This window comes from Hydrogenophaga sp. (assembly GCF_028698005.1).
Taxonomy (GTDB): domain Bacteria; phylum Pseudomonadota; class Gammaproteobacteria; order Burkholderiales; family Burkholderiaceae_C; genus Hydrogenophaga.
Genome location: NZ_JAQVEJ010000100.1, coordinates 1 through 10,495, shown reverse-complemented (window position 1 = coordinate 10,495; position 10,495 = coordinate 1). Strand labels below are relative to the sequence as shown.

At 64.2% G+C, this 10,495-nt stretch carries 12 protein-coding genes and 2 pseudogenes; 3 read left to right on the top strand and 11 right to left on the bottom strand.

Annotated elements, in window-relative coordinates; translation table 11 throughout:
- Nucleotides 1-134: 134 nt before the first annotated feature.
- The 8 genes and pseudogenes from arsH to PHQ87_RS10615 all read right to left on the bottom strand — a co-directional run.
- Nucleotides 135-773 (bottom strand): annotated as a pseudogene (gene arsH, locus PHQ87_RS10650) (arsenical resistance protein ArsH); the annotation flags it as partial.
- Nucleotides 766-1,188 (bottom strand): arsenate reductase (glutaredoxin), encoded by a 423-nt coding sequence (arsC, locus tag PHQ87_RS10645; RefSeq protein ID WP_300233784.1) that lies wholly within the window; start codon nt 1,186-1,188, stop codon nt 766-768. The pseudogene arsH and the gene arsC, both read right to left, overlap by 8 nt.
- Before the next feature lie 109 nt (nt 1,189-1,297).
- A complete protein-coding gene (gene arsB, locus PHQ87_RS10640) occupies nt 1,298-2,320 on the bottom strand; it encodes an ACR3 family arsenite efflux transporter (RefSeq protein WP_037039131.1) in 1,023 nt (340 codons plus the stop codon).
- A gap of 17 nt (nt 2,321-2,337) precedes the next feature.
- Nucleotides 2,338-4,104 carry an arsenical pump-driving ATPase gene (gene arsA, locus PHQ87_RS10635; RefSeq protein ID WP_037039062.1) on the bottom strand — a complete coding sequence of 589 codons (1,767 nt, stop codon included), beginning with the start codon at nt 4,102-4,104 and terminating at the stop codon, nt 2,338-2,340.
- 13 nt (nt 4,105-4,117) lie between these two features.
- Nucleotides 4,118-4,477, bottom strand: a complete 360-nt coding sequence (arsD, locus tag PHQ87_RS10630; protein WP_037039064.1) for an arsenite efflux transporter metallochaperone ArsD — start codon at nt 4,475-4,477, stop codon at nt 4,118-4,120.
- A 42-nt stretch (nt 4,478-4,519) separates the two neighbouring features.
- Nucleotides 4,520-5,017: an arsenate reductase ArsC gene (locus PHQ87_RS10625; RefSeq protein ID WP_037039133.1), complete on the bottom strand. Its 498-nt coding sequence runs from the start codon at nt 5,015-5,017 to the stop codon at nt 4,520-4,522.
- 11 nt (nt 5,018-5,028) lie between these two features.
- Nucleotides 5,029-5,475 (bottom strand): ArsI/CadI family heavy metal resistance metalloenzyme, encoded by a 447-nt coding sequence (locus tag PHQ87_RS10620; RefSeq protein WP_209421559.1) that lies wholly within the window; start codon nt 5,473-5,475, stop codon nt 5,029-5,031.
- A 12-nt stretch (nt 5,476-5,487) separates the two neighbouring features.
- Nucleotides 5,488-5,817 (bottom strand): helix-turn-helix domain-containing protein, encoded by a 330-nt coding sequence (locus tag PHQ87_RS10615; RefSeq protein ID WP_037039069.1) that lies wholly within the window; start codon nt 5,815-5,817, stop codon nt 5,488-5,490.
- A gap of 311 nt (nt 5,818-6,128) precedes the next feature.
- Here PHQ87_RS10615 and PHQ87_RS10610 point away from each other — a divergent pair, with 311 nt between their 5' ends.
- The 3 genes from PHQ87_RS10610 to PHQ87_RS10600 are packed head-to-tail and all read left to right on the top strand — an operon-like array spanning nt 6,129 to nt 7,759.
- Complete coding sequence (locus PHQ87_RS10610) at nt 6,129-6,281, top strand: hypothetical protein (RefSeq protein WP_300233767.1); 153 nt, start codon at nt 6,129-6,131, stop codon at nt 6,279-6,281.
- Nucleotides 6,282-6,290: 9 nt separating this feature from the next.
- Complete coding sequence (locus PHQ87_RS10605; protein ID WP_300233765.1) at nt 6,291-6,956, top strand: amino acid ABC transporter permease; 666 nt, start codon at nt 6,291-6,293, stop codon at nt 6,954-6,956.
- A 5-nt stretch (nt 6,957-6,961) separates the two neighbouring features.
- Nucleotides 6,962-7,759, top strand: coding sequence for an amino acid ABC transporter ATP-binding protein (locus tag PHQ87_RS10600; RefSeq protein WP_300233763.1), 798 nt, complete (start codon nt 6,962-6,964; stop codon nt 7,757-7,759).
- Between the two features lie 74 nt (nt 7,760-7,833).
- On the opposite strand, the pseudogene PHQ87_RS10595 reads toward PHQ87_RS10600, so the two are convergent.
- The 3 genes and pseudogenes from PHQ87_RS10595 to PHQ87_RS10585 all read right to left on the bottom strand — a co-directional run.
- Nucleotides 7,834-7,944, bottom strand: a pseudogene (locus PHQ87_RS10595) (amidophosphoribosyltransferase); the annotation flags it as partial.
- A 117-nt stretch (nt 7,945-8,061) separates the two neighbouring features.
- Entirely contained in the window at nt 8,062-9,723 is a 1,662-nt protein-coding gene (locus PHQ87_RS10590; protein ID WP_300233760.1) for a gamma-glutamyltransferase family protein, read from the bottom strand.
- Nucleotides 9,724-9,732: 9 nt separating this feature from the next.
- Nucleotides 9,733-10,495: tripartite tricarboxylate transporter substrate-binding protein (locus PHQ87_RS10585; protein WP_300233757.1), on the bottom strand; the 763-nt coding region annotated here is incomplete at its 5' end.

Below are 10,495 nucleotides of genomic sequence, written 5' to 3'. Positions count from 1 at the left end.
CCGCAGGCTGCATTCGTCGCTGGGCTACCTCAGCCCGATGCAGTACGAGCAGCGCTGGTACGAGGCACAGCGTAAAAAGGCCGCGTGAACCGTGGGTTAAGAGCTACACGAAACAGGGGCAAGGTCAATGGCATCACGTCGCGCGTGAGCAGCGTGAACTTCATCAGCTCTTCCATCACATCCACGATGCGGTCGTAATAGGCCGAGGGCTTCATGCGTCCCGCTTCATCGAACTCCTGGTATGCCTTGGCGACCGAAGACTGGTTAGGGACGGTCAGCATCCGCATCCAGCGACCCAACACGCGCATCTGATTGACGGCATTGAAGGACTGCGAGCCCCCCGAAACCTGCATAACCGCCAGCGTCTTGCCCTGGGTTGGGCGCACGGCGCCGACCGATAGCGGAATCCAGTCGATCTGGGTCTTCATCAGGCCGGTCATTGCGCCGTGGCGCTCGGGCGAACTCCACACCATGCTTTCGGCCCATTGCACCAGCTCGTGCAGTTCCCTGACCTTCGGGTGATCGTGAGGCGCATCGTCCACCAACGGCAGACCCGAGGGGTTGAACATCCGTGTCTCACCGCCGAGCGCGCTCAGAATGCGTGCCGCTTCTTCGGCAGCCAGGCGGCTGAACGAGCGCTCGCGTAGCGAGCCGTAGAGCAACAGAAAGCGCGGTGCGTGGGTGGCACGCTCGGGCGCCATCAGCCGCTGGGCATCGGGTTGCTGGAACAGCGCGGTGTCGATATTGGGTAGGTCGATTCTGGATTCAGACACGATGACCTTCCGCATTCACGACGGCTTCGCCGTCTTCCTTACAGAACGCACCGCGCTGCGGCTGGGGCAGGATGTCCAGCACTGTTTCCGAAGGTCGGCACAGCAGTATGCCCAGCGGCGTGACCACGATGGGGCGGTTGATGAGGATGGGGTGCTGGAGCATGAAGCCGATCAATTGCTCGTCGTTCCACTTGGAATCATCCAGGCCGAGTTCGGCGTAGGGCGTGCCCTTCTCGCGCAGCACCGCGCGCACTGGTACGCCCATCGCGGCAATCAGGCGTTGCAGCGTTTCGCGGTCGGGTGGCGTCTTCAGATATTCGATGACCACGGGCTCCTCGCCGCTGTTGCGGATCAGGCCAAGAACATTGCGCGATGTGCCGCAAGCGGGGTTGTGATAGATGGTGACCTGGCTCATGCCATTGCCTCGGTTCAGGAGTTGGTGGAGCTGGTGGAATACGTGCTGGTTCGTGTGAGCCGCGATCGGCGGCCCAGCCGCAGTAGCGATGCCAGGCCGGCGGAGTCCATCACGACGCTGGGAAGCGTGAGCGCGTGCGGTTGGCAAAGGCCACCAGCGACAGCATCACCGGCACCTCGACCAGTACGCCGACCACGGTGGCCAGCGCCGCGCCCGAGTTCAGGCCAAACAGGCCAATGGCCACAGCCACAGCCAGCTCGAAGAAGTTGGACGTTCCGATCAGCGCGCAGGGTGCGGCAATCGGGTGCGGCAGGCGCCACGCCCAGGCCCAGGCATAGCCCAGGGCGAAGATGGCGTAGGACTGGATGAGGATGGGCAAGGCAATCAGCGCAATCAGCGTGGGCTGGGCCAGGATCACCGGGCCTTGAAAACCGAACAGCAGCACCACGGTAAGCAGCAGACCGAGCATGGATATAGGCTTGATGCGTGCGGTGAAGTCCGAGACTGCCACCTCACCACCCTGGGCAGTTAGGCGCTTGCGCGTCCACCAGCCGGCGATCAGCGGTAGCACGATGTAGAGCACCACCGACAGCATCAAAGTTTCCCAAGGGATGGCGATCTCGGTCACGCCCAGCAGCAAGGCGACGATCGGGGCGAATGCGACCACCATCACCAGATCGTTCACTGAGACCTGCACCAACGTGTAGTTTGGGTCGCCCTTGGTCATCTGCGACCAGACGAAGACCATGGCAGTGCATGGCGCGGCGCCCAGCAGGATCAGACCGGCGATGTATTGCTGAGCATCGTCCGGGTTGATCAGGTCAGCCAACAGATACTCAAAGAACAGCACCGCCAACACGGCCATGGTGAAGGGTTTGATCAGCCAGTTGATTGCCAGCGTGATCACCAGCCCCTTCGGTCGCCGACCCACGGCTTTGAGCGAGCCTAGGTCGATGGCGATCATCATCGGGTACACCATGGCCCAAATGAGTATGGCGACGATGAGGTTGACCGAGGCGTATTCGATGGCCGCCAATGCACTGAACAGTTCTGGCATCAGGTTTCCCAGAGCCAAGCCGGCCAGAATGCACAGCGCGACCCAGAGCGTCAGGTAGCGCTCGAACACGCCTATGGGCGAGGGCGCGCGGTTCATGACGCTTTCCTTTTTGCCAAAGCCCGCAGATGCTCCACCCCCACCGGTTCCTCGGTCAGAAGCGGCACCACGGCATGGCGCCGGGCGTGTTGTGTGGCCACGGCGTCGATTTCCCGCAATTCGTTGCGTGCACGCTGGCGTAGCAGCGGGGAGTGTGGGTGCGCGGCCGCCACGCTGTTGTTGATGACCCAGGCCCACGGTTCTATGCCCGCGCGGCGCAGGTCGTCTTGCAGATTGGCCGCTTCCAGCACGGGCGTGGTTTCGGCCAGGGTGACGATGAGCACCTTGGTCTGCCTGGGGTCTTGCAACTGCATCATCGGCGTCGTGAAGTGAACGCCCGTCTCGCCCATCTGCCGGGCGATGTCGCGATGGTATGCGCCAGTGGCGTCGAGCAGCAGCAAGGTGTGACCCGTGGGCGCGGTGTCCATCACTACGAACTTCCTGCTCCCTTCGCGGATGGCGCGGGAGAACGCCTGGAACACCGCGATTTCCTCGGTGCAGGGCGAGCGCAGGTCTTCTTCCAGCAGAGCGCGGCCTTCGGCATCGAGCTGCGCCCCCTTGGTGTCCATCACATGCTGGCGGTAGCGCGCCGTGGCTTCCTGGGGGTCGATGCGGCTGAGTGCCAGATTGGGCACCGAACCTTCCAGCGTATCGGCCAGGTGCGCAGCCGGGTCGGAGGTGGTCAGATGCACGGGTAGTCCCCGGCCCGCCAGCTCCACGGCGATGGCGGCGGCCAGCGTGGTCTTGCCCACGCCACCCTTGCCCATCACCATGACCAGCCCGTGCCCATCGACGGCGATCTCATCGACCAGGGCGGACAAGTCTGGCGCATTGATCTGGTCGGGCAGTTCGATGGCATCGGCGTCATGCTTGGCGTCGGTATCGACCAGCAGGTGGCGCAGGGCATCGAGGCCGACGAGGTTGAACGGCTTGAGCGCGATCTGATCCCGAGGCAACGCCTGGAGTGCCGGCGGAATGGCGGCCAGCGTGGCCTGCTCTCTTTCGTAGATGGCAGCGGCAAGCGTATCGTTTTCGGCCTCGCCAGCAGGGAAGACGCCGTTGATGACCAGATGCTGGCGTGTCAGCCCAATGGCGGCCAGTTCTTCATGGGTGCGTGCCGCCTCGCGCAGTGTGGGGCGCTGCGCGCGGGCCACCAGCACCAGGCGGGTAAGCAGCGGGTCGGCCAGGGCGGCGACCGCGTCCTTGTATTGGGCGCGTTGTTTTTCCAGGCCCGCCAAAGGGCCCAGACACGACGCATCGCCCTTGCCCTCTTCCAGGAAGCCGCTCCATGCGCCCGGCAGTTGCAGCAGGCGGATGGTGTGGCCGGTGGGGGCAGTGTCAAAAATGATGTGTTCGTAATCCTGCGTCAGCGCCGTATCGGTCAGCAAGGCCGTGAACTCGTCGAAGGCGGCGATTTCCGTGGTGCAGGCGCCCGACAGAGATTCTTCGATGCCGCGCACCACCTCGTCGGGCAGCACGCCCCGCACAGGCCCAGCGATGCGGTCACGGTACGCTTGCGCCGCTGCCTGCGGGTCGATTTCCAGTGCCCACAGGTTCGCCACGGCGGCAATCGCCGTGATGCGGTTGCCGATGCGCTCGCCGAAAACCTGCCCCACGTTGGAAGCTGGGTCGGTGCTGACGAGGAGCACGCGCTTGCCCTGGGCCGCCAGTTGCACGGCCGTTGCGCAGGCGATGGAGGTCTTGCCGACGCCCCCTTTGCCGGTGAAGAAAAGGAATCGAGGCGGCTGGGTCAGAAAGTGCATGAAATCTCCTCGTTCAGCAGCAGCGGTTGCCAGAGCAGCAAGCGCCTTGGGTTGGGGAGGTTTCGGGCGCCTCGATGTCAGCCCAGCGGGTCAATTCGCTGCGGTTGGGATAGCGACCGGCCAAGGCCACCTCGCCATCGACCAGAACCAGGGGCAGCGCCTCTTGGCCCGAGCGTTCCAGAAAGCCTTTCACAGTCGGGTTTTCGGCGAAAGTAAGGGGCTGTTGTGCCAGGTTGAAGCGTTCGATCTGAGCACCGTTTTGTTTGGCCCAATCCACGTCGGCGGCAAAGTTCACCAAGTTTTGATCTACTTCAACGCCGCATACGCCTGTGCTGCAACACAGCGCCGGGTCGAAAATCTGGATGTTTGGCATGGGGTGTCCTTTCAAATCTGGTTGTTGATGAAGTGACGCTCTTCACTCTTGGCCGATATTTCGCAACTCGCGTTGCAGCGACATGGCGTCCAGGCGTTGCAGCGGCAGCGAGAGAAACAGCTCGATGCGGCGACGCAGGGTCAGCGCGGCATCCTTGAACGCCTTGAGCCGTTGTTCTTCGCTGCCTTCGACGGCTGCCGGATCGGGTACGCCCCAATGGGCCGATACCGGCTTGCCCGGCCACAGCGGGCACGCCTCACCGGCGGCGTTGTCGCAGACGGTGAAGATGAAATCGAACACCGGTGCATCCGGCGCCACGAACTCGTCCCAGCTTTTGCTGCGGTAGCCGGTCGTCGGCATGTGCAGCCGCTCCAGCGTGGCGAGCGCCAGCGGATGCACTTCGCCCTTCGGCTGGCTGCCCGCCGAGTAGGCCCGAAAGCGCCCTTGGCCCAGCTTGTTGAGGATGCCTTCAGCGAGAATGGAACGTGCGGAATTGCCCGTGCAGATGAACAGTGCGTTGTATGTGCTCTCCGTGGTCATGGCGTGCTTTCTCAACAGCAGGAAGAACGGGGGCTTGCTGTACAGCAAGCCGGTGCGGTGATCGGTGTCGTGACTGAGGCTGCCTCATGGAAGACTGGGATGCTGCCCAGCGTGTGGAAGTGCTCCCATGCCACACCTTGCGGGTCGGTGATCCAGTGCTTCTCGCTGCGTGCGTAACAGCAGGTCGTAGTGCCTTCGTCGAGCAGCGCCATGTCGGCGGCCTGCGCGCGTGCCTTGAGGGCGGCCAGTTCCTCAGCGTCGTCGGTCTGGATACCCAGGTGGTCGATGCCTGGCCTGTTGCCGCGCGTGGAAATGGCGAAGTTCACCGGCGGGTCTTCGAGCATCCACTTCGCGTAATCGCTTTCGACGCGCGTGGGTTGCGCGGCGAAGAGTTGGGAATAAAAGCCGATGCTGCGGGGCAGGTCATTGACATGCAGATGGACATGGAAGCGCTTCATGGATAGTTCCTTTCAGCAGGAGGCACAGGTGGCAGAGGATTCCGTGACTTCGCATGTGCCGCCCTGGCAGCAGTGTTCGGTCATGTAGCCGAGCAGGTTGTTCATCTGCGCGAAGTCGGCGCGATAGATCAGGTTGCGGCCTTGCTGCTCGATGGTGACGAGGCCAGCGTGGGCCAATTCCTTCAAGTGGAAGGACAGGGAATTGCGTGCCACGTCGAGCAGATCGGCCAGCACGCTGGGCGTCATCCCCTCGGGGCCGGCGACAACTAGGGCGCGGAACACACGCAGCCGCTGGGTATGGGCCAAGGCGCCGAGGGCGGAAACAGCTTGATTTTCGTTCATGGTTCGATAATACAACATTTATTGAATAGTCGCGCAAGTGGTAAGCGCGTAGAACCTCATGGCGTCCCGGCGCGCTGTCGTGCTGCGCATCGAGCCGCCTGCGGCGTCTCGCCCCTGACGGGCTTCCATCGTTCCCTCGCTCCGCTCGGCTGACGCCTCCGGCCCGGCTTCCAGCTTCGGGCCTGCGCGCTTCGCTTGCCGTGCGGTCGGCACAGATGGGCGACCGTTGCCTGTCCAGCCGTCTCCCCTGACTTCATCACCTTGTCCGCGACTGTAGCCCGCGACCGTATGCCTTCAAGGCGCGCAGGGCCGTGACCGAGCTGATGCGGACCGTGCAGGTCAATGCATCAACGTCGTACCGCCCGATCGAGTTCTTCTTGACCGCCGGAGTGCTGTATCTGGTGCTGACACTGGCCACATCGCGCATCGGCCGCTGGCTGGAAACGCGCATGCGCAATGCCTAGGAGCCGTTCGTGTTTGATTTCTCCCTCATTTCCGACAACGCCAGTGTGCTCCTGCGCGGTCTGGCACTGACCGTCCAGATCTGCGCCATGGGCATCTGTCTGTCGCTGATCGGCGGCGGACTGCTGCTGGCGTTTCGTTCCTGTCTCGGCCGTGGATCTGCCTGGCTGTATGACGTCTATGTCACGGTTTTCCGCGGAACGCCATTCCTGGTGCAGATCTATCTGGTCTATTTCGGCGGCCCTTACATCGGGCTGGATTTTTCAGCCGAGGTGGTGGGTATCGTGGGGCTGGCGATGTATGGCTCCGCCTACTTTGCGGAGATCTTCCGTGCCGGTGTGGAGGCCATCTCGCGCGGTCAGCTGGAAGCCGCACGCGATCTCGGTCTGACGCGCCAGCAGACGCTGCGCATGGTGGTCATTCCGCAGATGTTTGCCCGCTGCATACCGCCGCTCGTGGGCCAGACCGTGATTCTGGTGAAGGAATCCTCGGTCCTCTCCATCATCACCGTCCCAGAGCTCATGACCGCGGCCATGCGCATTGCCAATGAGAGCTTCTCCATTCTGGAGCCCTATCTGGTGCTGGCACTGTCGTACTGGGCCCTGACCTTGCTGGTCAGCCGCGCCGGCCGCTGGATGGAACGCCGCTATACCCAACACTTGTCTCTCAAGGTCTGACTCCCATGACGAACCATCTGGCCATTCAGCTCAAGAACGTGCGCAAAAGCTACGGCGATCACGAAGTGATCAAGGGCATCAGTCTGGACATTCACCATGGGCAGGTGGTGAGCATCATCGGTGGCTCGGGTTCGGGCAAGTCCACGCTGCTGCGTTGCATGAATTTTCTGGAAACCTACAACGAGGGCGAGATCCTCATCAACGGTCAGTTGTTGGGCTACACCCGTGGTGCATCCGGGGCACGGAAACTGGCGCCGGACGAGCAGACACGCCAGACACTGAGCGGCGTGTGCATGGTGTTTCAGCAGTTCAACCTCTGGCCGCACATGACCATCCTGGAAAACGTGGCTCGCCCCTTGCAACTGGTCAGGTCGCTGACGCGGCTGGACGCCCAGCGTCGTGCCATGCTGCAGCTCGAGCGCGTTGGTCTGGCACACAAGGCGAAGACCTATCCAGGGCAACTGTCCGGTGGCCAGCAGCAACGCGTGGCCATTGCCCGGGCGCTGGCCATGGAACCGCGCATCATGCTGTTTGATGAACCCACTTCCGCGCTCGACCCCGAGCTGGTGGGAGAGGTGCTCAAGGTCATGAAAGATCTGTCCGAGGAGGGCATGACCATGGTCATCGTGACCCACGAAATGGGCTTTGCCGCCGGCGTGTCCGATCAGGTCATCTTTCTGGCCGACGGCATCATCGAAGAGTCAGGTGTTCCGGAGCAGGTGTTCTCCCAGCCCCAATCACCGCGACTGCAGAACTTTCTCTCCACATGGAAAGAACGCAGCGCCGAGTCGCTGATGGGCTGAGTGGACCCGTGCGCTGGGTGGACAGGGTGCGCCGGGCACTTCGCCAGGACGCCGTGGTGTCCACCCATTTTCATGGCGGGCTTGCAGGCGAAGGGGTCGCGGATGAGCGCCAGCCCGGTGGGCGTACCCGTCAGGAAGGTGTAGCAGCCGTCGGGCACCTTGAAACCCTTCTGCAACGCATCCTTTGGCTCGCTGTCCAAGAAAAGCACATACGGCGGCAACGCGGCAGGTGCTGTTGTGCCTTGATCGCATCTGCCCGGGCGGTGATTTCGGGACAGCGCGACCACTTCCCCGGGCAGGTCTCACATCGCGGCGACCAAACCGTCCCGGCGCGGATCGGCGCCACCCACCCACAGCGGTGGTTCGCCATCCGACGCCGGTGAACGGGTGATGACGAAACCGCCACCGAAATCGGTTCCCGTGATGCCCGGCGGCCCGCCGGGATGGCCCATGGCACGCAGTGCCGAGGCGGCTTGCTCGGGATACCCTGGCTCGATATCAAGTTGAAGCCCGAGCGAATTGTGCTCGAGCTTCCAGCGCGGTGCGTCCACCACCGCCTGCGGATTGCCACGGCCGTCGATCAGGCCCGCAAGCAGCTGGACCTGGCCCTGCGGTTGTATCGGCCCCCCGGTCACACCCAGGACGCCCCAGGGTGCCGCGTCTTTGGCCACCAAGGCGGGAATGATGGTGTGAAAAGGGCGCTTGCTGCCATCGACCCGGTTCGGGTGCCGGCGATCGAGGCTGAAACAGGCGGCGCGGTTGTGCAGGCTGATGCCCGTGCCCGGCACCACGATGCCCGAGCCCACGCCCAGGAAGTTCGACTGGATCAGCGACACCATCATGCCCGAGGCATCGGCTGCCGCCACATACACCGTGCCGCCCCAGGGAGGGATGGCCGGACCGAAATCGCCGGCCCGCTGCGGGTCGATCCGTTCCGCCTGGGCCGCCAACCGCGCGGGCGAGAGCATGGCGGCGATGTCCGCATCCATCGAGCCCGGGTCGCCGATGACGCTGTAGGTGTCGACAAACGCCAGCTTCAACGCCTCGATCATCAGGTGCTGCGCGGCGGGCGAGGCGGACCCCAGGACACCACTGTCAAAATGCGCCAGAATGCCCAGCGCCTGCAGCGTCGTGATGCCCTGCCCATTGGGCGGCAGTTGGTAAACGTCGTACCCGCGGTAGTCCTGCCGTATCGGTGTCATCCAGCCCGGCTCGTCCCAGTGACGGGCCAGATCGTCCAACGTCAGGGCGCCGCCACGCACCCGTGCGTGCGCGCATATGGCCCTGGCCAACTCGCCGCGGTAGAAGCTCTGCGCCTTGCTGTCGGCAATCTCGCGCAGGGTGGCACCCAGGTGGGGCGTGCGCAACAGCGAGCCGGCGCGTGGCGCCTGGCCCTGGTGCAGGAAATGGGCGACAAAATCCGGCGCTTCCCGCAGACGCTGGGCTTCCTTGGCCCATTTTCGGGCAACCACCGGACTGACGACAAAGCCGTCTTCGGCGTATGCGATGGCATCACGGAACAGAGCGGCGAACGGCAGGCGACCCAGGCGATCCGACAGCCACCACCAGCCCGCCACGCCACCCGGCACGGTGACGCTGTCCCAGCCGGTCAGCGGCATGGCGGACATGGTGGCAAACCGTGCCTGGCAGGCCGCGGACGACCAGGCGGCAGGCGAGCGGCCGCTGGCATTCAGGCCCAGCACCGGCTGAGGTGAGGCCGGATCCCAGACCAGGGCAAACAGGTCACCACCGACACCATTGCTCACGGGCTCGACGACCGTCAGCGCAATGGCGGCGGCCAATGCGGCATCCACCGCATTGCCCCCCGCCCGCAACGCGGCCAGACCGGCCTGGGCCGCCAGCGGCTGTGACGTGCTCACCATCGCCCGGCCGACCACCGGCTGGCGCTGGCTTGCATGGGGCAGGTCCCAGTACGCTGGCGTGGGCGTTTCGTGCGCGGCCATGGGCTTATTTCACTGGGATGTGAGGTTGCGCTCGCGCACCACGCCGGCCCAGGTGCGCTGCACCGACTGCATATGGTCGAACAGCGCCTGTGCGGGGCCGGGCTCGGGCTCGAAGCCAAGACGGCTCATGCGCGCCTGCACCGCCGGATCGCGCAGCGTCGCCTGCAGGGCCTCGTTCAGGCGGTGGGTGATCGCCGACGGTGTACCCGCCGGCGCCAGAATGCCCACCCAGAGGTTGCCCTCGAAATGCTTCAACCCGAGTTCGTCCATCGACGGCACCTCGGGCAAGTCGGCGGCGCGCCGCGCGCTGGACACAGCCAGCGCACGCACCTTGCCGGCCTTCACATGCCGCGTAGCCGTGATCACGGCATCGAACATCAGATCGATTTCCCCGGCCAGCAGGTCGGCCATGGCCTGCCCCGTGCCGCGGTAGGGCACATGCACCATGAACGTGCCGGTCTGCGCCTTGAAGGCCTCCATCACCAGGTGATTCAAGGTGCCGTTGCCACTGGAGGCGTAGTTCAACCGACCCGGATTCGCCTTGGCGTGGCTCACCAGTTCGGCAAAGCTGCGGATGGGCAGGCGACTGGAAACCAGCAACACCGTCGGCGTCTGGCCGATCAGACCGACGGGCGCGAACGAGTGAGTGGGCGAGTAGTTGATTTTCTGCCCCAGCAAGGTGGGCAGCGAGTGGCTGCTGGTGCTGCCGAGGGTGAGCGTGTAGCCATCCGGCGCCGCCCGGGCCCCGGCCTCGGAACCGACCAGACCGGCC

Bases quoted from the DNA above. Each gene is read 5' to 3' on its own strand.
- arsC (WP_300233784.1), bottom strand. From the start codon at position 1,188: ATGAGCCAGGTCACCATCTATCACAACCCCGCTTGCGGCACATCGCGC.
- arsA (WP_037039062.1), bottom strand. From the start codon at position 4,104: ATGCACTTTCTGACCCAGCCGCCTCGATTCCTTTTCTTCACCGGCAAA.
- arsD (WP_037039064.1), bottom strand. From the start codon at position 4,477: ATGCCAAACATCCAGATTTTCGACCCGGCGCTGTGTTGCAGCACAGGC.
- PHQ87_RS10625 (WP_037039133.1), bottom strand. From the start codon at position 5,017: ATGACCACGGAGAGCACATACAACGCACTGTTCATCTGCACGGGCAAT.
- PHQ87_RS10620 (WP_209421559.1), bottom strand. From the start codon at position 5,475: ATGAAGCGCTTCCATGTCCATCTGCATGTCAATGACCTGCCCCGCAGC.
- PHQ87_RS10615 (WP_037039069.1), bottom strand. From the start codon at position 5,817: ATGAACGAAAATCAAGCTGTTTCCGCCCTCGGCGCCTTGGCCCATACC.
- PHQ87_RS10600 (WP_300233763.1), top strand. From the start codon at position 6,962: ATGACGAACCATCTGGCCATTCAGCTCAAGAACGTGCGCAAAAGCTAC.
- PHQ87_RS10590 (WP_300233760.1), bottom strand. From the start codon at position 9,723: ATGGCCGCGCACGAAACGCCCACGCCAGCGTACTGGGACCTGCCCCAT.